Raw genomic sequence first — 23,552 nt, forward strand, 5'->3', positions numbered from 1 at the left:
CCTCGAAAGCATCTGCAATTTCCCATTAGTTTTTACTCTCGGATTCACTCCTATGCAAAAAAGATCTCATGGAATATTGGACGTTATTGATCCGAATGTCATCTAAACCCTTTAATCGTATAATCTATCATGATGGCTGCAATATAGTAGGTTGCCAATGACAGCAATGCTTTATCCCAGCCAAAAATAAAGCCGGCACTCATAAAAACAAAAGTATTCAAGAACATAATGATTTTTCCTACAGAAAAGGAAGTTTTACGGGTTAACAGGATGCCTAAAATTTCGGTACCATCGAGTGACCCTCCATACCTGATGACGAGTCCTACACCAATCCCCAAACATGCCCCGCCAAAAATGGAAGCAAGGAATGGATTGTCCGTGGGGACTGGAACGTTATAGAGGATCAATGTTCCCAGTGAGAGTACAGTAATCCCAAACAAGGAGGTCACCACGAATCTTTTCCCTATTTTCAAATAACCCAGATAGAGGAAAGGAAGATTCAACAGCAACAAGTATAATTCAAGCTTCAGGCCAGTCAGATAGGACATGATGATGGCGATTCCTACAATCCCGCCATTGATGATGTGATTTGGAACCAGGAAAGTTTCCAGACCGAAGGAAACAAAAAGAGCGCCTGCAATCACAAAAAAAGTTTTAAATACCAGCCTGATTCGTAAGGGCCTTTTTATCGAACGGGTATCATTTTCTGAGGGAATGAACTTGATCATTATGAAGGCTGGCAGCAAAAAGCCAATGGTATCCTGAATGGAAGCGACCACCCGAGACCAGCCAACCGGGATAATGTCGCCATAGCCCTCGAATAGCAGTGCAGCAGCACTCAAGTGGAGGGCATTAGCTAATTTTCCTGACAGCAGATGTTGTTTTTCCCTCATTACGAATGGTTCGAGTAAGGTTCCTAATTGGAAAATATCCAACAAAAGATAAATCAAAGTAAATGCCACAAATACATTTATGTAGAGAAACAGATAATTGGCTATTCCGTAAAGTTTTTTATTTTGCACCAAAGTAACCATTTCATCGCTTCCTTTTCTCATTGGACAAGTGTTTAATTTTATGAGAGCTTCTCCCCGATTAATACAAGATAAAAAATTTTACCTGACATGCATGCAAAAACACATCCAATTGAAGTATGCATCCTCTCTCCTGTAGAATGGACACAAGTCAATATGAAATAAGGAGTCATTATGGAAAGATTCGTAGTTATCGGTGCAGGAATCTTAGGAGCTTCCACCGCCTATCAATTGTCGAAGGCAGGGAAGAGCGTTACGATCATTGACCGTGAGGAACCAGGGCAGGCAACGGAGGCTGCAGCAGGGATTATTTGTCCATGGCTGAGCCAGAGGAGGAACAAAGCCTGGTATTTCCTCGCCAAAAATGGTGCGGCATATTATGCAGAGCTAATCAAACGACTTAAAGAGGATGGAGAAACGGAAACAGGCTATCAACAAGTTGGAGCTGTCAGCCTTCATACAGACACGGAAAAACTCATGAAAATGGAAGAAAGGGCGATGGTGCGGAGAGAAGATGCTCCTGAGATTGGGGAGATTAAGCAATTGACTCAAAATGATACAGGAGAGCTGTTCCCGCCGTTGTCAGAGGAATTCTCTTCGGTCTATATAAGTGGTGCAGCGCGGGTAAATGGACGGTTGCTGCGGCTTGCACTATTAAATGCAGCCAAAAAACACGGAGCCAGCATGGTAATAGGAGATGCCCGGCTGGACTATACCGATGGAAAGGTTTCAGGGGCCATTGTTGGAGAAACAAGATTCGAAGCGGATCGTGTGATTGTCACAGCAGGTGCATGGGCGCCTGAATTATTCAAGCCGCTAGGAATGAGGCTGATGATCTCTCCGCAAAAGGCACAAATCATCCATCTTCAGCTGGAAAAAACAGAAACAGCCAATTGGCCGGTTGTAATGCCGCCAAATAATCAGTATATATTGGCGTTTGAGGGTGGCAGAGTGGTGATCGGGGCCACGCATGAGGACCAAATGCAATTTGACCGCCGTGTGACCCTTGGAGGAATGCACGAAGTGATTGACAAAGGGCTTGCGGTGGCACCTGGTTTGGCGGCTGGAACCTATGTGGAAACAAAAGTCGGATTCCGCCCTGTCGCTCCAAATTTCCTCCCGATCATAGGGTCTGTACCAGGACACGATCAACTATTCCTGGCAAACGGACTCGGAGCATCAGGGCTGACTGTTGGACCATACCTAGGTGCCCAGCTCGCAAAGCTCGCATCCGGTGAGGAAGTCGAAATCGACCTTACAATGTATGATGTTAACGGCGCAATAAAAACTGATATTTCCTAGGCAATGAAAAGATAGAGCAGGAGAATCCAAATTTGGGTTCTCCTGTTTTTTTCTGTTGATTGAGTTAATTATGATATAAGCATTGCCGGAAAAGGGTGGAAGAAATGAAAAACGGTATAAGGAATGTATCTGCATTGCCCGAAAAAGGTGGAAGAAGAGAAAAACGGTAAAAGGAAAGTACCTGCATTGCCCGAAAAGGACGGAGAAAGTGAATAACGGTAAAAGGAGAGAGGATTCAGTCTCCAATAGTGACGAAATGAAAACTCTGTAAATGAATCTGGACAGGGAAATCTATCGCAATAACTCACCTTTCCTCCATCTTGCCAAAAAATATTCATAGAAAGGCAAATAAATCGATCAATAGCGGGTATAACACTAAAGATATATTCAAAATTGATTATTAAGTTGCTTATTATAAGGCAGGGAGGAACCATCATGCAGTGGAAAGGCAGAAGAGCTAGCGGCAATGTAGAAGATAGAAGAGGGATGGGCGGCGGAGGAATGCTTATGGGCGGAGGCATCGGCGGGATCATCCTGTTGGTTGTTATGACATTCCTTGGCGGAGGCGATATGGGGGATGTTCTTAATAATATGACAAACGGTGGGAATCAGTCTCCTGCTCCATATCAGGAAACCGCCCAGGAAGAAGAACTCGCTCAATTTGTTTCGGTTGTCCTTGCTGATACAGAGGAAGTTTGGACAAAAGTGTTTGAAGAAGAAGGAATGGTTTATAAAGAGCCAACACTTGTATTATATTCTGGCAGCGTGCAGTCTGCCTGTGGTGTTGCTGGGGCAGCGGTAGGGCCGTTCTACTGTCCAGGCGATCAGAAGTTATACATTGATTTGAGTTTTTATGATGAGCTTCAAAGAAAGTTCCAGGCTCCTGGGGATTTTGCGATGGCCTATGTTGTTGCCCATGAAGTTGGCCACCACGTCCAGACTTTATTAGGTACGACTGATAAACTGAATTCTCTCCGCGGTCGTCTGGATCAGACAGAGTTTAACAAGTATCAAGTGAGCTTTGAGCTGCAGGCCGATTATTTAGCAGGTGTATGGGCCCACCACGCCCAGGGAATGGGCGTTGTTGAAGAAGGTGACCTGGAAGAAGCGCTGAATGCGGCTAGTGCAGTCGGGGATGACACGATCCAAAAGCGGTCACAAGGTTATGTGGTTCCGGAAAGCTTCACGCATGGAACGTCTGAGCAGCGAAAAGACTGGTTTTACAAAGGCTTCAAGGCAGGCAACCTTGAACAGGGAGATACGTTTAAAACAAGAGAATTTTAGGTACAGTTAAGAATGGTCCTTTTTGGTCCATGCCATCATGTGATCAATTGTGGGTGGCAGCAACTTTTAGAGTTCATTACTCACTTTAGAAAGGAGCAGATACCACGATGGAAACACAAATTCGATCTTTTTTTGTAAAAGATACAGGAGACATTCCGAATAATCCAGATTTCCCGGTCATTGTTTATCAAGGAGTTTTTGCTGATCAATTAAATATTGAGGCACAATTCCAGCAGCATAACTGGACAGGCACATGGACTGGCGATGTGTATGATTATCATCATTACCATACGAACACACATGAAGTGTTGGGCGTAAAATCAGGACATGCGACAGTGCTTGTCGGTGGTGATGCCGGGGAACGACTTGAGCTAAAAACAGGTGATGTTGTTGTCCTTCCGGCAGGAACAGGCCATAAGAAACTGGACAGCAGCGAGGATTTTGCGGTGGTAGGTGCCTATCCTGAAGGCAGCAAACCTGATTTGAAAGAAAAGGATCCCGGTGTCCGGGCACAGGCCTTGTCGCAAATCAAAAATGTGGCGGTTCCGAAGACTGACCCTGTTTACGGGGAGACAGGACCACTTATTGAAAAATGGGTGAAATGATTTAATAATAAGACGGGCGGTAACTTCCTACAGTTACCGCCTATTTTTTAGTTTTAAATATACCTATAAGGGTATATAATATATGTAGTAGTAAAGAAGCTTGATTCATTGGGCATAATAATTTGCTGTACCACGTCTAACGGAATGAAAGAAGGGGTATCCATTGGCGAATAAGAAATTTGTTTATTTCGTTTCATTGAGTTCAAATGTCCCATATGTTTTAAAACAAGCGATGATGAATATTGAGCAGGAAAACGAAGTAGCTATTTTCTTTGATTTGGATGGTGCTCGAGTTCTTGATAAACGGTTTATAAAGATCATGGAGCGAACCCATAATATCGATTTGCAAAAAATGATGCAGCAAGCTTTGGATAAGGGGATTCGTTTTTTTTGCTGCCAGATGAATGTGCTGATCGCCGATGGTCTTGAACTCATTGAAGGTGCACAGTTGTCTGGTGTCGCAACGTTTTTGGAGACAGCTTATGAAGCAGATGCAGTACTGAGTTATTGATGGAGGTGGCATGCTAATGGAAAAGAAAAAAGTCGTGGTAATGGCTCTCCATGATGAGATGGAATCTGCTTACCCGCCATTGAACGTGGCAGTTGGGGCAGCATCATCAGGGGCAGATGTAATCCTGGCCTTCTCACGCAGAGGAGTCCATATCCTTGATAAAAAATATGTATCCGTCCCATCGGAAGACCTTGAGTACCTATCCAATGCGATTCATGATTTTGGTGTGTCTTCCGTCCATGATTTACTAGGAATCGCGGTAGAAATGGGCGTCCAGCTCTATGTAGTAGATTTGGATGTGAAGGATCATTTCGATTTCATTCATCCAGCAGAACAGGTGCCAATCAAATGGGTCTTGAACGAAGCAGCCTCAGCTGATTTGTTTATGCATTTTTAATAGATTAGCCTTAAAGGGTAAATAGAAAAAGACAGAGAATCGGGTCTCTGTCTTTTTCATTAGTTTATCCTGTCTGGCGTGAAAGGTCGTCCTTGAAGGTGACTTTATTTTTGCCAAGGTCTTTTGATTGAAGCAGGAGCTGGTCAGCGTATAAATAGCCTTTTTCCATTGAAGTGAATTGATTGACTTTAAAGTAATACAAACCAAAGGAGGATGTTATTGAAATCGCGTGAACAGCGGATTGATAATCCACCTCCACAGAGCTTGTCTCAATCCCATGGCGAATCTTTTCGGCAAGATCAATTGTTTGCCGGAAGGACTTATTTCTGAGGATCATTGTGAATTCCTCCCCACCGCTTCGGAACACATAATCATTCTCTGACAAGTGGCTTTTCAGCGTGCTGGCGAAATGCTTGATCACACGGTCTCCAACTGCATGGTTATAGGTATCATTGATTTGTTTGAACTTATCGATATCCGCAACAATGATGCCGAGCCTTTCTCCTGTCTGGTTCAGCTCAGACATGATTTTGTCCATGAAGGCGCGGTTTGGAATCCCGGTCAGAAAATCAGTGTAGGCCATCTGCTCAAACTTGTCTCGCTCGATTTTATTCTGGATGCTTTGTGATTTTGATTGGAAGGAACGGCTGACAAGGTAATTAAGGATGAATAAGCCCACTATCATTTCCCACCGTTGTTCCTCTAGCAAAAGCAACAGCAGGCCGTTCGTAAACGCTGTTTTTCCCAGGTCGAGCCAGTTGTTGCTTTCCCGGAAAAATTGGATAGCCTCCTTTAGGCTTTTAATTTCCCCCATAATATAAAAGGCAGTTGATAGGAATGTATACGATATCAAGGTAGTGGTTACTGTCAATATGCACATCAATATCCAAAAACCAAAAGGGAATTTATCAAATAAAGGAAACCCAAGTTGGAATAAATAATATCCAATAGAGTAAATCAGTACATGTGCGCCTATATTGTAAAAAGTATCCCAAAACTCGTTTTCATCTGCTGTTTTATAGCTTTTTCTTGATAAATAGACCGTAAAGCGATAGATGGCTTCAAAAATAATTAATCCTAGTGGACCTGCGAAAATCCCGAATGACAGACTGTAACTAATACCATAATCGAATTTCAGCGTTCCATTTTTTGCGGTGATCCTTAAATGGTTGTATAAGGATGAAAATAACCAATAGATAAATAAGGCTATGAAAAATATGTTTTTATCTATAGTAAAGGTACCTAATCCAAAAGCCACGGCAACTGAAGTGAAAAACAGTGTAAAATCGTATAACCTAGCTTTCAGCATAGGCATAAATTCCCCTTTCCCAAACTCTACCATTTAATATTATCCTAGAAATGAAGTTAGTTGCAAATGAATTTTTAGATTTGTTGAAATTTTTGTACCATTCATCTTGTCTGTTTCATATCCTAAAAGGCTATAATGGAATTAGCGAAGAATCCTTTTTTTGTATGTTAGGAAATATCCCAATCAGAGGGGATTTTGCTGTGATGTCGAATATTTATATAATATATATTCAGAATTTTTAATTAATAAAAAAATCCATCAAAGAGAGGAGTCAAATATGGAAATACTATATGGTTCAACCTTTGCTTTTCTTATTATGTGTCTTGCTGTTCTGTCTTTATTTTATAAGCGGAAAAAGAAAATCAATCAGCTGCCTTCGAATCATCCCCAAGATTTCCTGCAGAATGGAATGCGCCAGCATGGCAAAAAGCTTGTAGCTGTCATCGGCGGGGATGTTGTACATGGAAATATCAGCTACAATTTTGTCGAGGATGCAGCAAGGCGGAAAAGCTGCCGGGATTATCAATTCATCAATGCCGGAGTGAATGGCAGCACGGCTTATGATGTTCTTCAGCGGCTGGACGATGTGATCGCATGCCAGCCAGACTTTGTGGTGATTCTTGTCGGACTGAATGATGCATCTGTTAAAATCGCCCCTGAACTGGCAAAGAAAAAAATCAGGCTGGAAGAGCAATCCGAAAAACCTTCGCTCTTGATCTATGAGAAAAACCTGGCGCAAATCGTGGCAAGGCTAAAAACAGAAACAACAGCAAAAATGGGCCTGTTGTCACTTCCGGTCGCAGGAGAAAACCTGTTTTCCAAAGCAAACAAGGAAATCGACCAGTACAATGAGGTCATCAAAAAAACCGCAGAAATCAACAATATTTCCTACCTTCCGTTTAATGAAAAGCTGAAGGCGTATTTAAAGGGAAAAGGACAAACGAGGGGACGGTCTCTGCAAAACAGCACGAAGCTATATGAAAAAGCAATCATCGAGCATTTTGTGTATGGCTACAGTCTTGACCGGATTTCTCAGCGGAATGGCTATTTGCTGCTGACGGACGGGATGCATCTGAATAGTACAGCAGGGATGATGGCGGCCCATCAAATCGAACTATTTTTGAAAAAGAATGAACTGAAAGCGATCCAATAAAAAGGATACTGCGATGCGGCAGTATCCTTTCGTATTTATACAGTGACCTCACTCATGAATGCATGGGTATTTCCTTCAGGGTCCTTAAAGAATGCCATCCATGTTTCGGTATTACCGATTTTAGCGACGACATGCGGCTCGCCAACGAAATGGACATCCTTCGACAGCAAGTCTTCATACTTTGTCTTGATATCCTCTACCTGAAAGTAAAGGACAGAACCTGGATGGGCGAATTGCTCTTTTTCCGGCAGACTGAGCAGCAAACGCACGCCATCACAGTCGAAAAACGCCATTGTGTCTGTGTTGAACAACAACGGCAGCCCTAAGAGATCTTTGTAAAAGGCAATTGCCCTTTCGATATTTTGCACCGGTATGCCGATTTGGCCGACTTTCTGGATTGGATTAGCGTTCATTTTTTGCCTCCGACTGATAATGTTTTTTCAAAAATGTCCTGATGTCTTCATTGATTTTTTCAAGATATTCTCCGGATGGAAAATGCCCCATTTGATATACTTTCAGTTCTAGTCGATCGCCGAAAATTCCTTTTGCTGTTTGTGAAATTTTCTTTCCCGGGAAAAACACATCCTCTGTTCCTGTTATGACAAGGGTCGGCGCGTGATAATCCGCTGTTTCCTGCGCTGTCGTCCGTTTGGGCATTTCCTGTTCAAGTTTTGTATATTTGAAAATATGGCCGATGATGTTCTCATCATGCGTGGACATGCTGTTGGAAGACATAACATCAGCAATTTGCCTCAAGCTTTTGTCAGAACCGTTCATTTTAAAGAAAAGCAGAGGAACAAGGATTTTCCTGATCATTTTTAACTTGGAGCCTAGGCTGATCCCAGCAGGCGCGACCAGGACTGCGCAATCAATTTTCTCAGGCAGGAATGCTGCAAGTCTGAGAATGATGCCACCGCCGTATGACGGCCCGATGAATGCGCATCTATGAAATCTGGTAATGATCCATCAAATCCTGGATCCAATGGGCAAAACTTTCGTCTGAAGCCGAGACCCGCGTTTCATCGCTGAATCCGGGGTGGCCGATGGTGTCAGGTGCATACACCTTGTATTCTCCTAACAAACCTTTGAACCAGGACAAGGTTACTGGATTGATACAATTTCCTCCCTGTAAAATGATCAATGGCTTTCCGTCATCTTTTCCCATTTTCAGGACATGCGTGCTGCCATATCTCGTTGGGACATACTCCCGCTCAATCGGACCATCGAACCGGGCCAGATATTCTTCATAATGAGCAAGTATTTTTTCTTTTCCTTCAGGGCTTCTGTAAAAGGACTTCATAGATTGATAACCTCTGTTTGCGTATGTCTTAGCTGATCAATAATGTGCTGCTCGATCAATCCGGCATCCTCAGGATGGAAAAGGTGTGCTGATTTCTCTACCCAAATAAATTTCTTTTCCTGGCTACTCTTTACTGTGCTGAGATAGTCTTGAGCCAAATGGGGATGTACATGGAAATCCTTTCTGCCGTGGATGAAGGTGATGGGCACCTTTACTTCAGGGATATCCTTATGAACATCAATTTTTGGGATGTTGCGAATGAAATCGTCGGAATAAATCAATTTGAATCCACTATAAAAGGAATGGAAAACATCCGTTAATCGATAATCCTTCGATCTGAACATATCCAGCGTTACTCGGACAAGACCAGGGTGTTTGATTTTGTCGTCTTGATAGATCATCGTACTGTATTTCATCTGCCATTTCCGGAGAACCCCCCATTGCTTATAACCCTCTGTAAAAGGTGGTTCGCCAACTGCCTCAAGCTCATTCAGCGCTTTGTAGTCCCCACGCCGCTTTGCTTCTTCCGTTAACCATAGGAGACATGCCCGGTCGTTATCAGTCCAGCTAATGATCTGGGACAGGCCGACATATGAATGGAATTTTTCATGGTGTTGATTCAGCAGATACATGCCGATCAGCGTACCGAATGAATGAGCGGCCAGATAGATCTGATCCTGCCTGAATCTTTCTCTTAAATAATCAGTCAGCTCAGCTGCATCTGATACCAATTGTTCAAAGGTCATCGATTGTTGTGGAATGGTCTTGTGATAGGATTTGCCAGTGCCGCGCTGGTCCCAGAAGACAACAGTGAAGTGCTGAACCAGCTCCGTTGTCTTGGTAGCAACAGTATAGTTCTTTCCTCTTGATGAGACGCCGGGAAGGGGCATGGAAGGGCCTCCATGCAAAAACAGCAGCACAGGATTCTTCGGTGAGAAGGACTGGATGAGGATCGTCTGCTGCACTCCGCCAATAAGGATAGAATCAACCTCGTCGATTCCACCATCGGGAATATAGAAATCAGGCTTGTTAAAGAAAAACCCCATATCTTCACCTCGTTCGATATACTATAAATGTAAAATTTAACTATTTATTACTATATTACTTTAGTACTAGGAAAATTTCTTTGGAATTTTGAAACTTTTTTCACCCGAGTCTGCTCTAAAGAGTGAAAGGAGGTCAGGGAATGAAAGAAACAAGACTTGTTAAGAAAGCGGTCAAGGGGAATGCAAAGGCATTTGAAGAACTTCTCATTTTACATAGTGATCGTTTATATCGAACCGCATATCTATACGCAGGCAACAGGGAGGATGCTCTCGATATTGTCCAGGAAACCTCCTGTAAAGCTTTTTTGGCAATCGGGCAACTGAAGAATGAGCAATACTTTTTAACCTGGCTGACAAGAATCCTGATTCATTGTGCTTACGATGTTTTGAAGAAAAGGAAAAAAGAGATGCCAGTGGAGAAACTCGTTGAGCTGCCAGCCGCTTGTAAGGATGAGACCGCCGAGAACCTGGACTTGATGGAGGCCGTCACTCAATTAAAAGAGCAGCATCGGACAGCGATCATCCTGTTTTACTATCATGACATGGCAATCAGCGAGATTGCCAGAATGATGGACATACCCGAGAACTCAGTGAAGACTTATCTGCAGCGCGGAAGGAAGGAATTAAAGATTAGATTGGGAGGCGGTCCAGATGGAAAAGAAAATGTTTCATGACTCAATCGAAAAGATTGAGGTACCAAAGGATGATGTTGTAAGAGCAATCAGGGCAGGAGTAAGGAAGGGAATCCCGATGAAATCAAAGCGAAAGCCGGGATTAAAGGTGCTGGGGATGTCAGCTGCTGCGGCTGCAGTCCTTTTCGTATCGTCAGGATTCTTATTCCCATCCATGTCGAATGTATTGGCTGAAATTCCTTTTTTAGCGAAGCTTTATGAACATGACAGGGTAGCAATGGATCTATCCTCGCAACAGCTCATCACCGAATTGAATGAAAAGGCGAGCTTTGCTGGCATTGATGTGACGGTTACGGATGCCTATTATGACGGTGCGATGGTTGGCGTCACCTTTGATGTGAAAGGCGAGGTAAAAGGAGACAAGGAAGAGGTCTATGCTTTCTATGAAATCTTTGACCGGGATCCTATTATTGAGGAAACGATGGAACTGGTAAAATTGCTGCCGACTGACGATGGTTACAAAGGTCATATCCAGCTAAGCTACCCAAGGAAAGAATTACCTGCGGAAACGACTTTGTCATTAAACTTCCATGGGATTGGTGAAATAGATGATAACTGGAGAAATGAGCAAGGGAAATGGAATTTTGACGTGCCGATTAAACAGCTGCCATTTGAAAAAATCGCTTTGAACCAAAAGGTTGGAATCGAACAAAATACTATTCAACTAAATTCATTAATTAAAGCTCAGTCTTCGGCAGCTATTGAATATACACTATCCTATAAGGATGGTGAACGGGATTTTGTCGAATTTGGGATCGTTGATGATAAAGGCAAGCCAATTGAAAGAGGGGGTTCTTCTGACAATAAACTAGAGAGGAATGTTATGGATGGTGTGGTCATTGAAAAAAGAAGGCTAACTCTTCCAACAAGCCTTGATACAAGCAGTATTACAATTCAGCCTCATTTGAGATTGAGTGACAAAGTTGCTTTCCTCGCGCTTAATCAGTCAATGCCGGCTGCAATAAAATCAGACCGTCAGGAACTTGGTGTAATGGTCCAGAATTTGGACGTAATAGGCGATAAAGTCATTATCGATTTCCGTGTAAATAACGGAGATAGAAATGAAAATGAATTCATGCTTTTCAAGGATTTTGCAAGAAACGATATCATACTGGTTGAAGAATCAAGAAAAGATATCTTGGAACAGCCAATCAAACATTCGGTAAAAGTTCTTGATAAGGAAAATATGATATTCAGGAGTACCTTTGATATCAGTAAAATCAAAAACTTCTCAGCGGAAGAATATGTGTTTAGAATTAACTTAAGCTCTTTAAGCACAAATCTTCCAATTGAACTTGATCCAATCCATATTAACCTGAACTAATGAAACAAGGCGTTGGATACTCCAGCGCCTTGTTTTATGGTTTTAGCTTATATGTGAGTCTTGCGATCTGCCCAATGCGCCCCGTACTGGTTAATTCAAGATTGGCTGGTGGTGTGCCCTGCGGAAACAAAGGAATCCCTGCGCCTATCAATTTAGGAATGATATATAGATCGATCTCTTCAATCATATTCAGTTCAAGGAATTGTCGGACGAGCTGCCCTCCTCCCACAAGCCAAATATAGCCGTCGGACTTTTCTTTTAAACGTGGGATCAGCGTGTTGATGTCTTCATCAGTAAAATTCACATGAGGGTGTTCACCCTTGTATGTACGGGTTAAAACATAGCAAGGCTTATCGGCATAAGGGAATTTATCCGCAAGCTTCAGGACTTCATCATACGTGTTCCTGCCCATTATAACCGTTCCAACCTTGCTGTAAAAATCAATGTACCCATTGTCGCCTTCACCTTCGACATCATCAAGCCAGTCAACTGATCCATCGGGCCTCGCGATATAACCATCCATGCTCATTGCGATATAAAGTATGACAGTGTTCTTTTTCATCTAAGATCCTCCTTGCGGTACATCATAACCATATTCTATCAGAAATAGGGAGGTGTATTCATGCTTACACAGGGGATGGGCAAAACTATTTAAGTGCTGTCTGTCCCCCTCAGTCATTTCCATCATCCGAACCTCCCCCTCGCAAAATGCCTTTTCTATCTCTCCTGATAAAACATATAATAGATTCACACACTGCTTTTACCAATATTAAGAAAATCTTAAGATTTATCGTCGGTGAATGTTAAGGTTCTCCGTCTAGAATAGGAACTATCAAAGCTTGCCTGTATGGGAAGGGGGTTTTTTACATGGAGCAATACAATGTGCTGGTGGTTGATGATGAAAAAGAAATCCGCGATGCGATCGAGATTTATTTGAAAAATGAAGGAATCAAGGTCATTAAGGCAGCTGATGGGATTGAAGCGATCGAGAATTTGAACGAGCAGCCGGTGCACCTGATTATCCTTGATGTGATGATGCCGCGGCAGGACGGGATTACGACGACTTTCCGTATCCGTGAGGACAAGAATATCCCAATCATCATTTTGAGTGCGAAAACCGAGGATACGGACAAGATTCTTGGGCTTCAGGTTGGAGCGGATGATTATGTCACGAAGCCGTTCAATCCGCTGGAATTGATTGCGAGGGTGAAATCGCAGCTTAGAAGGTATGTCACGCTTGGTACATATGAAGGGAAGACAAAGGCGATTGACCTGAACGGGCTGACACTGGACCAGTCCTCTAAGGAAGTCACCGCGCATGGCGAGCCCGTCAAGCTGACGCCGATTGAATACAAGATAATCGAGCTCTTGATGACCAACGCGGGCAGAGTGTTTTCCATCAACGATATTTATGAGCGAGTATGGAAGGAACCGAGCTATAATGCCGAAAACACAGTCGCCGTCCATATCCGCAAAATACGCGAAAAAATAGAGATCGATCCGAAAAATCCAAGATTTTTGAAGGTGGTGTGGGGGATTGGATATAAAATCGAAAAGTAAGTATTTATTTGTCGCTTGGGTTCTTTTGATCACATTCGGTCTTAGCGGACTGTTTTCGGTCCTTACAAATGGAAGCAGGTATATGCAAGGCGATTATTTTGAATCGGATGAATATAACTCGCAAATGGATCAGCTTGTTCAAATGCTGAATGTGTATGAGCTTTATAAAATGCCAAAAGAAGACATGAAAAAGGAAATCACCGTTTCAGAAGAGGAAATTCAAGAGCATCGTACGAGGTACGGCAATCTCGGAGACCAGTTATCCAATATCGGAATGCAATATGATCAGCAGATCCAGGAAGCAATCGATTCTGGTAATAAAGCCGCAGAAGAAGCGCTGACAAAGGAAAGAGACACAAAAATCGCGGATATAACCGAAAACTTCAACAATGATGAACATGTCCGCGCTAAAATCGTGAAAGAAAAAGAAAAGAAAATCGACGATTATTACCGTGAACTTGAAAAATATCGGCATGACTTCACCAATCTTGGGTATGCATTCAAATATTATCTGAAGGACAGTGCAACAGGAGAAGTCTATACGAATCTAAATCTGTCAAAGAGGGATTCAGGATCTGACTTTTTGAATAAGAAAGATATGTATTATGTGCAGGATTTTGGTGTTGTTCAGAAAAATTATTTATTCACAGGTTTTAGCGAAAACTTCATGCCTTATAATGAGGTGGCCGAAACGATCCTGGAGAATCAAAAAAACCGGGAATTCACGGGTCAAATTGGCTTATCTAAGCATGCTTCACAAAGGAATAGCGCAATCATTCAATATAAAGACTACCAGAAAGGGCAAAAACTCTTTTTCGGTTATCTTATATCAAGTATTGCTGCACTGATTGCCAGTTACTTCCTGGCAAAACGTAAACCCGCTGCTGTATTTGGCTCTTTTGATCAGCTGAAGCCATTCTATTTCAGGGTCCCGCTGGATGTAAGAGCAATGCTGCTTTTAGCGACTGGAAGTTTTCTTTTGCTGTTCATGACACTGGTAAGTGAACAATTTGTTTATTACCATTCAAATCTATTCGCATCATTTATTGAGTTTATATTCAGTCTGGTATGTGCAGCTGCATTGCTGGCATTCGGGTGGATCCAGCTTAAATTCTTTACAGATTACCGGAAAAATTGGCTAAAGCTAAAAGAAGATATGAATCAAAGCCTATTAGTTAAAAGCTATTACGCCATACTTGATGCTTTTTTTATCAAGAGCATCGGTTTTCAGCTTCTTGTCATCCTCGGGATTGTGTTCGTAATGGGCATGTTGTTTGTTGCAGTCCTTGTGGCGGGTGGAGGAGATATTATTGTTATTGCTTTCGCTTTTGGAGTAATAAGCCTTCCGATTATCATCTTCATCATGAGGAAAGCAGGTTACCTGAATAAAGTGATCAAGCATACAGAAGAACTTGCTGCCGGCAATCTTGGTGCAGACATTCCGGTGAAGGGGAAGTCAGCAATCGCAAGGCATGCAGCTAATGTCAATGCACTGAGGAATACAGTCAAGGTTTCCCACAAGGAGCAGGCGAAAAGTGAGCGCCTGAAGACGGAATTGATCACGAATGTGAGCCATGATCTGAGGACACCGCTGACATCGATCATTACGTATACGGAGCTGCTGAAAACTCCTGACCTTGCTCCGGACGATCGTGACTCCTACATCGAAATCCTCGACCGGAAATCCAAGCGTTTGAAGGTGTTGATCGATGACCTGTTCGAGGCAACGAAAATGGCAAGCGGCAATATCGAACTGCACAAGGAAAAGGTCGACCTTAACCAGCTGCTGCAGCAGGCACTTGCGGAGCATAATGAGGCACTCAGCCAATCTTCTCTCCAGCTGAGAGTTTCCCAGCCGGAACATCCAGTGTATGCATTTGTTGATGGCCAGAAGCTGTGGAGGGTGTTTGATAACCTGATTGGCAATATCCTCAAGTATTCACTGGAGAATACGAGAGTGTATATTTCGGTAAAAGAAGAGCGAAACCAAGCTTTCCTCACCTTTAAGAATGTCACGAAATACGAGCTGGGGGAAAACCTGGATGAGCTGTTTGAAAGGTTCAAGCGCGGCGACCAGTCACGCCATACAGAAGGCTCGGGACTTGGGCTTGCGATTGCAAAATCAATCGTCGACCTTCACGAGGGCTCACTTGATATCGAAATCGATGGCGACCTGTTCAAGGTTAAGGTCATCCTTGACCAACTTAAATAATTGAGTACCCCCTTTGCTTTGCAGAGGGGGTTTCTACTGTTTTTGGCGGATTTTTAAATACAGAAACCTTGATGTAAAAACCATCACAGCGTTGAAAGCTAAATTCCATACCTTGTTAGGACGCAGTTTCAAGATGCCTGCCCGTTCCAGCATGATATCCATGCCGATGGTTCCGATGAACATCGTCAGTCTCGGCAGCAGTCCATTTTTTGAAGAGTTTCTTACCAGGAATACGACCCGAATCAAACTATAGAGCGGAGCAATGATAAAATGCTCGCGCCATGAGTGGTAGGCACCACGTCCAAACCTGACCTTTCTTCCAACGGCAGATATAAATAGCAATGTAACTCCGATTACTAAAGTTGACAGGTATTGGGCAATCACCAGTGCCCAATTTTTTTTCTCGTTCAGCGCTTTGTAGAACCAATCGCTGAAATAAAAATAGATATTCATGAAAAAAAGCGTAAAGGCAGGCCTCCACCAATGGGCTTTATAAATTTTCAAGCGTAAGAAAAAATGTTCGATTAGATAATAAATGAGGGTGCTGCCAAGTTTCCAATACCCATTTTTCCTGTATAAGGTCAACAGGGTAGCCGTAACAGGTACATAAAAACCTTGTGATAATATAGCGCCCATAACTTTATCCTGGGTGCGGTTCTTGATCATGGATGGTTTATAAGAATATCCATTGAAAAGATTAAGGACTGGATATTCAAACAAATAAGCGAATCCGATATTGGACATTAACAGCACCCATACATTTTTTTGATTGCTGCGTTTTGCAAATACTATGTAAAGCACGATATGGATGAACGCCAAAATCAGAAAAGGTATCGAGTTTGATTTGTTTTTTCTCATGATCCGCTCCATTTTAAAGGGAATTAGTTATAATGTTTGCTGATTCATGGAAATTATTTATGAAGAAGATCTGGACCTGATTTTTTATCATGACTGATGTAAAGACAAGTGGTAATATAGATGTGTTGATACAACTTGTATGTTAAAAATAACAAATTAAGGGAAACTATTTGTATCTCTGTATAGTAGGAGGGTCAAATGAAGAAGACACAGGAGATATCGGAGAAAAAGCTGCTGGGGATTGCCGGGCTTGGCTGGATGTTTGATGCAATGGATGTGGGGATTTTATCCTTCATTATTGCTGCATTAAAAGTGGATTGGAATTTGTCAGCGAAGGAAATGGGCTGGATTGGCAGTGTGAATTCAATTGGCATGGCTGTCGGAGCACTCGTTTTTGGCCTGTTGGCTGACCGGATTGGCCGGAAAAATGTCTTTATTATAACGTTATTGCTATTCTCTGTCGGAAGCGGGATATCCGCGATGGCAACGACTTTATCTTTCTTTTTACTGTTAAGGTTCTTTATTGGTATGGGACTTGGAGGGGAGCTGCCGGTCGCGTCAACATTAGTGTCTGAAAGCGTGCCTGCTGAGAAGCGGGGCAGGGTCGTTGTTCTGCTGGAAAGCTTTTGGGCAGCGGGCTGGCTTGTTGCAGCACTGATTTCCTATTTCATCATTCCAAATTACGGGTGGCAGACGGCTTTAATATTAAGTGCATTGCCTGCATTGTATGCTCTTTATCTCCGTATGAACCTGCCGGATTCCCCGAGATATCTGGCTGTCGAGAAGAAGGAAAGGCTGACCATCATGGAGAGTATCGCCGAGGTATGGTCCAGAGAACATATCAAAAAAACGGCAATGCTTTGGGTGCTTTGGTTCAGCGTTGTATTTTCCTATTATGGAATGTTCCTCTGGCTGCCGAGCGTAATGGTGATGAAGGGCTTCACGTTAATCAAGAGCTTCCAATATGTCTTGATCATGACCCTTGCTCAGCTTCCGGGTTATTTTACAGCTGCATGGCTGATTGAAAAAGCAGGCCGGAAGTTCGTGCTGATTGTCTACCTGATCGGTACGGCATTAAGCGCATACTTCTTTGGAACGGCTGACTCACTGGCATTGCTGATTACCGCGGGAGTATTGTTGTCATTCTTCAACCTTGGTGCTTGGGGTGCATTGTACGCCTATACACCGGAACAGTACCCGACTACAATCCGCGGTTCTGGAGCAGGGATGGCCGCATCCTTTGGGCGTATTGGCGGAATAATTGGCCCGCTGATGGTACCGTATCTGTCAGCGCAAAACCTATCGATCACCACGATTTTCACCGTATTCTGCATTGCGATCCTGATCGGTGCCGCTGCAGTATTTTTCTGGGGCACAGAAACGAAACAGAAGGAGCTTGCATAATATAAAAAGTTCGCCTGGGCCCAGGCGAACTTTTTTTGATGAGAATTAAAGACGGATTTTAGGCCTTTACATTTTTAAACACGTTCACCAGAAAGAGTATGCCGCCAAGGACGACGACTAAAGATCCGACAATAGCCAGTATAGTGAAGCTGTTGTTCTTTGTCAGCATCACGAGTGTAATCCCGCCCTGCATCACTGGAACTCCGATGTTGTGCAGCCAAAAATGCGCCGATGCGAGCTTGCTGTTACCCGCTCCAGGAAAAAGATAATAAATCGTTCCGAACAAGGCCATCGATACCCAGCCTAGCAGGTTTAAGTGTGCGTGTACCGAAGTCAGTGAAAAATCATGCGTGATCCCCATAACAATCCCAAGAATAATTGCGATAACAAAATAGACCACGGCCACCTTGAAAAATCTGATGCTCATTGTATTTCCCTCCTTTCTTTGTAATTTTTTAGTACTATTAGATTATATGAAAATTCTGAAAAATTATAACATATTTACTATATAAATAGGGGATTTCACAAAGTGTAGCTTAGTGAGCAAAGAGGTACTGGATTATAGTAGTAAAATAATAATAAGTTCAGTAAGACACAAAAATATCATCTTTCGTTTTGTCATTTTTACGGAAATTCATGATATAATAGTGCAAACGTTTGTACAACTTTTCAAAGGGAGATATAAGCTATGAAAAGACTATTTGGAATAGATAGCTGGAAGATCATCGAAACTGAACTGCATAAAGAAGATTTCCGTCTTGCTGAAAGCATCATGAGCCTTGGAAATGGCCATATGGGGATGCGCGGCAACTTTGAAGAAACTTATACAGGAGATTTCCATCGCGGTTCTTATATCGCTGGTGTCTGGTTCCCGGACAAGACGCGTGTAGGATGGTGGAAAAATGGCTATCCGAACTATTTTGGCAAGGTAATCAACTCGACGAACTTCATCGGCATCAAGGTGCTTGTTGATGGAGAGGAGCTTGATCTTCACAAAGCAGAAGTGAAGGATTACTATCGTGAGCTGGATATGCAGCATGGTGTCCTGACACGAAAATTCACATTCGTCCTGAATGGGAAGGAAACGGAAGTAGAAGCTGTGCGCTTCCTGTCTGTTGCTGACCGTGAGCTTGCGGCAATCCGTTATTCTGTGACCGCTAAAAACTATAATGGAAACGTTACCTTTATTCCATATCTGGATGGCGACGTACGCAATGAAGACTCGAACTATGAAGAAGACTTCTGGTATGAAGTGAGCAGGGATGTTTCCGAACATAACGGCAGCCTGGTGATGAAGACGAAAGACAACCCATTTGGCACTCCGACTTTCCAGGTAGCGACATCTATGCAAACGGTTGTCAATGCAGATGTAGCCAAGGTCGAAGTAAATGAAAAAGAAGAATATGTAGAAAATGTGATTGAAATTAAGGCGGAGCAGGGACAAACTGTAACCCTTTATAAATATGTAGCTGTCACAACAGACCGTGATTATGAAGCTGGCGAACTGGTTTCAAGAGGGCGTGAAGTACTTGCACGATCGGTTGAAAAAGGCTTTGAACAGCTATTGGAAGAGCACAGAAATGGCTGGCTGAGCCGCTGGGAAATCGCTGATGTCGAAATCGCAGGTGATGACTCTGCACAGCAGGGAATCCGTTTCAACCTATTCCAGTTGTTCTCCACTTACTATGGTGAAGATTCACGCTTGAATATCGGCCCTAAAGGCTTTACAGGTGAAAAATACGGCGGTGCGACTTATTGGGATACAGAGGCTTACGCGATCCCGCTATACCTTTCGACTGCGGAGTCCGAGGTTGCCCGCAACCTGCTGATTTATCGTCACAACCAGCTTGATGGCGCGTTCCACAATGCGAAGCAGCAGGGGCTTCAAGGTGCCCTTTACCCTATGGTTACTTTTACAGGCGTCGAGTGCCACAATGAATGGGAAATCACGTTTGAAGAGATTCACCGTAATGGCGCAATCGCCTACGCGATCTATAACTATGTGAACTACACTGGAGATAAGGATTATCTTCATGAATACGGAATTGATGTGCTCGCAGGCATTTCCCGTTTCTGGGCAGACCGCGTCCACTTCAGCAAGTCCAAGAACGTCTACATGATGCACGGTGTAACAGGGCCAAACGAATACGAAAACAACGTAAACAACAACTGGTACACGAATCGAATCGCAGTCTGGACCCTTCGCTACACTCTGGAAGTCATCGATTTCTTAAAGCAGAACGGCCATGAGGCACGCCTTGCAGGCCTTGAATTCACTGGTGAAGAGCAGGCGAAATGGCAGGATATCATTGAAAAAATGTACTTCCCGTATGATGAAGAAAAAGGTGTTTTCGTCCAGCATGATACCTTCCTTGATAAGGACTTGATGACGGTGGATGAGCTTTCAGCTGAAGACCGTCCGATCAACCAGAACTGGTCATGGGATAAAATCCTGCGCAGCTGCTTCATCAAGCAGGCGGATGTCCTTCAGGGACTATACTTCTTCAACCATGAGTTCACAGAAGAAGAGAAGCGCCGCAACTTTGAATTCTATGAGCCAATGACAGTCCATGAATCATCCCTGTCACCAAGTATTCATGCAGTCCTTGCTGCAGAGCTTGGCATGGAAGAGAAAGCATATGAAATGTACAACCGCACAGCGCGCCTTGACCTTGATAACTACAACAACGATACAGAAGACGGCCTGCACATCACGAGCATGACTGGCGCATGGCTCGGAATCGTCCAGGGCTTCGCGGGCATGCGCACGGCTGAAGGCACATTGTCATTCGCGCCGTTCATCCCTAAAGCCTGGGATCAATACAGCTTCAACATCATCTACCGCGACCACTACATCAAGGTAGAAGTCAACCAGGAAAACGTCGTCCTATCACAGCAAGGACCAGAGCTTGCCATGAAGCTTTACGGCGAGGACGTTACGATCCCTGCAGAGGGCAAACTTTCTGTAAAAATGAAATAAGGTGATGAAGAGATCTTCGGGGAAGCCTGAAGGTCTCTATCATTAGAATGCAGCTACGGGAGAAGACTTTATTGGACATTTTGGGGTGAGGATGAGCTCATAGTAGCCAAGAAGAAGGCTATAATAGACATTTTGGAGAGCGGAAAGACTCAAAATGTCCAAGAAGCAGGGTTTAATGGACATTTTGGAGTGAGGATGAGCTAAAAATGTCCAAGAAGCAGGGTTTAATGGACATTTTGGGGTGAGGATGAGCTCATAGTGGCCAAGAAGAAGGCTATAATAGACATTTTGGAGAGCGGAAAGACTCAAAATGTCCAAGAAGCAGGGTTTAATGGACATTTTTGGAGTGAGGATGAGCTAAAAATGTCCAAGAAGCAGGGTTTAATGGACATTTTAGAGTGAGGATAGGCTCAAAGTGTCCAAGAAGCAGGGTTTAATGGACATTTTAGAGTGAGGATAGGCTCAAAGTGTCCAGGAAGCAGGGTTTAATGGACATTTTGGAGAGAGGGAAGGCTCGAAATGTCCAAGAAGAGTGCTTGAATAGACATTTTGGAGTGTGCACAGGATCAAAGTGTCTTTAATCACGAGAAAATGCAGCAAGAAGCTGCAGCAGCGATTCATGAAAGGAGTTTGACCATGACAAGACCACTTAAAGCGTTTATTTTTGACCTCGATGGCGTCATCACTGATACAGCAGAATATCACTTCTTAGCGTGGAAAGCGCTGGCGGAAGATTTGGGGATCACTTTTACACGTGAGGATAATGAGGAACTGAAGGGTGTATCCAGAATGGATTCGCTGGAGAAAATCCTTGAGATCGGCGGCCGGACTGCCGATTTTACAGCCGAGGAAAAAGAGGCATTGGCTGACAAGAAAAATGATCATTACCTTACTCTGATCCAAGACATCACGCCAGCTGATCTGTTGCCAGCGATCAAAGAATTGATCACGGGTATTAAGGCAAAAGGACTTAAGCTGGGCCTTGCATCCGCAAGCAAGAATGCCTTCACCGTAATGGATTCTCTTGGGATGAAATCAGAGTTTGATATCATCGTTGACGCTAAGACTGTCGTCAATGGAAAGCCTCATCCGGAAGTATTCCTGCGCGCGGCAGAAATGCTGGGCGTTGAGCCTAAAGCATGTATTGGCGTCGAGGATGCCGCAGCAGGCGTCCAGGCAATCAAGGCAGCGGGCATGTACGCGGTTGCCGTTGGGCCGAAGGAAAGCTTCGAGACTGCAGATATTGTATATGCTAGCACTGCAGAGCTTTCACTGGAAAGAATTTTAGAAATTTATCATGCTTAGCAGATTCGTAACCCGGTCGCAGAATTGCGTCCGGGTTTTTACTTTTTTTGGGTGAAAGAGAGATTATACTGCCGGAGTAGGAGAATATTGACTCTTACTGAGAGATTATTGTGTTTTTTTGAGAGATTGCCAAGGATTTTCGGGTGATTATGCTGCTTATCTGAGAGATTATAAGAAAAAAGCGATCACTCAGGGAGTGACCGCTTCATTTCGCGATAAAAAACATCGGGTTCATCAACATTCAGGACAATCCGGTTCACTTTCCGCTTCAACCCATACATGAAATGGACATCTTGTGGTTTATGAAGTAGGATTTCAAACATTGGCTTTTCTTGAATTAAATCAGCAACCCTTGCATCATAGAGCTCTGCTTCCTCTTTCCGGCTGAATTTTTCCGGACCTTCGTAGTGTTTGATCTCCTTAATATTGCTTAAGGGCAGGTGCATTGATTTCGAGAATCCTGTCTGCAATAACAAGTGATCCTTGGTGAGCAGGAATGGAGTCAGGCGGGTAGCCTGGAGCTCAGCCAGGAAAAACAGGATCCCGTACACATTTAAAAACAGCAGGATGTAAGAAACAATGGCATTCCAATTATGCAGGAAGTAGTGCAACCCGATCGATTCAATCGTAATAGCGTGGATAATCATGATATAGACTGCGTTCACGCTTGTTTTTTTATGGTAGGTAAAAGGCTGACCCTGATCAATTTGCAGTTTCTTTTTCCAAGAGAAAAGCGAGTAATGGAACAAGGAAAATTCGGTAACAAGGATTTTTGCCGCCGAATTGCCTGGAAGATGGCTTTCGACTGCCTCTCTAATATTAAAAAGGAACAAAGAGTTCTGTTTAGATAGCCGCTTATATTCCCTGAGCAGTTTAGGCATCCTTGTGATGACAGTATAGGCAATGTATAGCTCGAACAGCAGGAACGCACCTTCTGAAACCAGCAGGAGATAGGGAAGGAAGGGGTATTGGGATAAATGCTGCTGAGGAACGATGAAATAGGCAGCTGCAAAGCCGGCTAAAATGACGATGCCCAGGTACTTCAAGGAATATCTTTTACGGATGATCAAGAAGTAAGTCATGAGAGGCAAAATGATTAATAAATCTAGCAATGAACCAATGACGGCACCATCTGGAACAGCCCCGAACATTGATGTACGGTAAAGAATGTAATTCGATAGCAGGATCATAGAGGCTAAAACTACATAAAGCAGAATTCTTGACTTTTTAACGACTGAATTTGTCATAATTATCCACCTCACGTTAATTATATATGATT

24 protein-coding genes are annotated in these 23,552 nt (G+C 43.3%); 14 read left to right on the forward strand and 10 right to left on the reverse strand.

From position 1 onward, the window contains the following. Positions 1–98 precede the first annotated feature (98 nt). Positions 99–1,034 carry a YitT family protein gene (locus tag ACXAEA_RS01975; RefSeq protein WP_475094266.1) on the reverse strand — a complete coding sequence of 312 codons (936 nt, stop codon included), beginning with the start codon at positions 1,032–1,034 and terminating at the stop codon, positions 99–101. Between the two features lie 171 nt (positions 1,035–1,205). On the opposite strand from ACXAEA_RS01975, the gene ACXAEA_RS01980 reads away from it, so the two are divergent. The 5 genes from ACXAEA_RS01980 to ACXAEA_RS02000 all read left to right on the forward strand — a co-directional run bounded on the left by ACXAEA_RS01980 (position 1,206) and on the right by ACXAEA_RS02000 (position 5,130). Then, on the forward strand, positions 1,206–2,333 hold the full coding sequence (locus ACXAEA_RS01980) for an NAD(P)/FAD-dependent oxidoreductase (protein WP_475094267.1): 1,128 nt from the start codon (positions 1,206–1,208) through the stop codon (positions 2,331–2,333). A 435-nt stretch (positions 2,334–2,768) separates the two neighbouring features. Beyond that, entirely contained in the window at positions 2,769–3,617 is an 849-nt protein-coding gene (gene ypfJ / locus ACXAEA_RS01985; RefSeq protein ID WP_475094268.1) for a KPN_02809 family neutral zinc metallopeptidase, read from the forward strand. Positions 3,618–3,724: 107 nt separating this feature from the next. After that, positions 3,725–4,222 (forward strand): cupin domain-containing protein, encoded by a 498-nt coding sequence (locus tag ACXAEA_RS01990; protein WP_475094269.1) that lies wholly within the window; start codon positions 3,725–3,727, stop codon positions 4,220–4,222. Positions 4,223–4,385: 163 nt separating this feature from the next. Continuing rightward, positions 4,386–4,733 (forward strand): DsrE/DsrF/DrsH-like family protein, encoded by a 348-nt coding sequence (locus tag ACXAEA_RS01995; RefSeq protein WP_475094270.1) that lies wholly within the window; start codon positions 4,386–4,388, stop codon positions 4,731–4,733. 16 nt (positions 4,734–4,749) lie between these two features. Continuing rightward, positions 4,750–5,130 carry a peroxiredoxin family protein gene (locus ACXAEA_RS02000; RefSeq protein ID WP_475094271.1) on the forward strand — a complete coding sequence of 127 codons (381 nt, stop codon included), beginning with the start codon at positions 4,750–4,752 and terminating at the stop codon, positions 5,128–5,130. Positions 5,131–5,194: 64 nt separating this feature from the next. Here ACXAEA_RS02000 and ACXAEA_RS02005 read toward each other — a convergent pair whose 3' ends face one another. Continuing rightward, complete coding sequence (locus ACXAEA_RS02005) at positions 5,195–6,439, reverse strand: diguanylate cyclase (RefSeq protein WP_475094272.1); 1,245 nt, start codon at positions 6,437–6,439, stop codon at positions 5,195–5,197. Between the two features lie 277 nt (positions 6,440–6,716). Between ACXAEA_RS02005 and ACXAEA_RS02010 the strand changes: the two genes are divergently transcribed. Then, a complete protein-coding gene (locus ACXAEA_RS02010; RefSeq protein WP_475094273.1) occupies positions 6,717–7,592 on the forward strand; it encodes an SGNH/GDSL hydrolase family protein in 876 nt (291 codons plus the stop codon). Positions 7,593–7,627: 35 nt separating this feature from the next. Here the strand turns inward: ACXAEA_RS02010 and ACXAEA_RS02015 are convergent, their stop codons facing one another. From ACXAEA_RS02015 to ACXAEA_RS02030, 4 genes are read right to left on the reverse strand one after another with little or no spacing between them, the layout of a single operon-like run. Then, positions 7,628–8,005, reverse strand: coding sequence for a VOC family protein (locus tag ACXAEA_RS02015; RefSeq protein WP_475094274.1), 378 nt, complete (start codon positions 8,003–8,005; stop codon positions 7,628–7,630). Then, positions 7,995–8,555, reverse strand: coding sequence for an alpha/beta fold hydrolase (locus ACXAEA_RS02020; protein WP_475098038.1), 561 nt, complete (start codon positions 8,553–8,555; stop codon positions 7,995–7,997). The genes ACXAEA_RS02015 and ACXAEA_RS02020 overlap by 11 nt, the downstream gene beginning before the upstream one ends. Next, positions 8,536–8,892 carry an alpha/beta fold hydrolase gene (locus tag ACXAEA_RS02025; protein WP_475094275.1) on the reverse strand — a complete coding sequence of 119 codons (357 nt, stop codon included), beginning with the start codon at positions 8,890–8,892 and terminating at the stop codon, positions 8,536–8,538. Before ACXAEA_RS02025 ends, ACXAEA_RS02020 begins: the two co-directional genes overlap by 20 nt. After that, a complete protein-coding gene (locus ACXAEA_RS02030) occupies positions 8,889–9,938 on the reverse strand; it encodes an alpha/beta fold hydrolase (RefSeq protein ID WP_475094276.1) in 1,050 nt (349 codons plus the stop codon). The genes ACXAEA_RS02025 and ACXAEA_RS02030 overlap by 4 nt, the downstream gene beginning before the upstream one ends. Positions 9,939–10,078: 140 nt before the next feature. Here ACXAEA_RS02030 and ACXAEA_RS02035 point away from each other — a divergent pair, with 140 nt between their 5' ends. Together ACXAEA_RS02035 and ACXAEA_RS02040 are read left to right on the forward strand one after the other, a co-directional pair. Further along, positions 10,079–10,612, forward strand: a complete 534-nt coding sequence (locus tag ACXAEA_RS02035; RefSeq protein WP_475094277.1) for a sigma-70 family RNA polymerase sigma factor — start codon at positions 10,079–10,081, stop codon at positions 10,610–10,612. Continuing rightward, on the forward strand, positions 10,590–11,954 hold the full coding sequence (locus ACXAEA_RS02040; RefSeq protein ID WP_475094278.1) for a DUF4179 domain-containing protein: 1,365 nt from the start codon (positions 10,590–10,592) through the stop codon (positions 11,952–11,954). Before ACXAEA_RS02035 ends, ACXAEA_RS02040 begins: the two co-directional genes overlap by 23 nt. A 34-nt stretch (positions 11,955–11,988) precedes the next feature. Here ACXAEA_RS02040 and ACXAEA_RS02045 read toward each other — a convergent pair whose 3' ends face one another. Further along, positions 11,989–12,516: a dihydrofolate reductase family protein gene (locus tag ACXAEA_RS02045; protein ID WP_475094279.1), complete on the reverse strand. Its 528-nt coding sequence runs from the start codon at positions 12,514–12,516 to the stop codon at positions 11,989–11,991. 305 nt (positions 12,517–12,821) lie between these two features. On the opposite strand from ACXAEA_RS02045, the gene ACXAEA_RS02050 reads away from it, so the two are divergent. Continuing rightward, positions 12,822–13,514 carry a response regulator transcription factor gene (locus ACXAEA_RS02050; RefSeq protein ID WP_475094280.1) on the forward strand — a complete coding sequence of 231 codons (693 nt, stop codon included), beginning with the start codon at positions 12,822–12,824 and terminating at the stop codon, positions 13,512–13,514. Next, positions 13,492–15,726, forward strand: coding sequence for a HAMP domain-containing sensor histidine kinase (locus tag ACXAEA_RS02055; RefSeq protein WP_475094281.1), 2,235 nt, complete (start codon positions 13,492–13,494; stop codon positions 15,724–15,726). The genes ACXAEA_RS02050 and ACXAEA_RS02055 overlap by 23 nt, the downstream gene beginning before the upstream one ends. A 33-nt stretch (positions 15,727–15,759) precedes the next feature. On the opposite strand, the gene ACXAEA_RS02060 is transcribed toward ACXAEA_RS02055, so the two are convergent. Beyond that, positions 15,760–16,584 carry a hypothetical protein gene (locus ACXAEA_RS02060; RefSeq protein ID WP_475094282.1) on the reverse strand — a complete coding sequence of 275 codons (825 nt, stop codon included), beginning with the start codon at positions 16,582–16,584 and terminating at the stop codon, positions 15,760–15,762. 198 nt (positions 16,585–16,782) lie between these two features. On the opposite strand from ACXAEA_RS02060, the gene ACXAEA_RS02065 reads away from it, so the two are divergent. After that, positions 16,783–17,988, forward strand: a complete 1,206-nt coding sequence (locus ACXAEA_RS02065) for an MFS transporter (RefSeq protein WP_475094283.1) — start codon at positions 16,783–16,785, stop codon at positions 17,986–17,988. Positions 17,989–18,046: 58 nt separating this feature from the next. Here the strand turns inward: ACXAEA_RS02065 and ACXAEA_RS02070 are convergent, their stop codons facing one another. Continuing rightward, positions 18,047–18,415, reverse strand: coding sequence for a cytochrome-c oxidase (locus ACXAEA_RS02070; protein WP_475094284.1), 369 nt, complete (start codon positions 18,413–18,415; stop codon positions 18,047–18,049). Positions 18,416–18,676: 261 nt separating this feature from the next. On the opposite strand from ACXAEA_RS02070, the gene ACXAEA_RS02075 reads away from it, so the two are divergent. From ACXAEA_RS02075 to pgmB, 3 genes are all read left to right on the forward strand, one after another. After that, positions 18,677–20,968, forward strand: a complete 2,292-nt coding sequence (locus ACXAEA_RS02075) for a glycoside hydrolase family 65 protein (RefSeq protein WP_475094285.1) — start codon at positions 18,677–18,679, stop codon at positions 20,966–20,968. A gap of 258 nt (positions 20,969–21,226) precedes the next feature. Continuing rightward, complete coding sequence (locus tag ACXAEA_RS02080; RefSeq protein WP_475094286.1) at positions 21,227–21,370, forward strand: hypothetical protein; 144 nt, start codon at positions 21,227–21,229, stop codon at positions 21,368–21,370. A 234-nt stretch (positions 21,371–21,604) separates the two neighbouring features. Continuing rightward, complete coding sequence (gene pgmB / locus ACXAEA_RS02085; protein ID WP_475094287.1) at positions 21,605–22,273, forward strand: beta-phosphoglucomutase; 669 nt, start codon at positions 21,605–21,607, stop codon at positions 22,271–22,273. A 185-nt stretch (positions 22,274–22,458) separates the two neighbouring features. On the opposite strand, the gene ACXAEA_RS02090 is transcribed toward pgmB, so the two are convergent. Beyond that, positions 22,459–23,520, reverse strand: coding sequence for a hypothetical protein (locus tag ACXAEA_RS02090; protein ID WP_475094288.1), 1,062 nt, complete (start codon positions 23,518–23,520; stop codon positions 22,459–22,461). Positions 23,521–23,552 lie beyond the last annotated feature (32 nt).

This window comes from Mesobacillus sp. ABV4_180 (assembly GCF_056158485.1).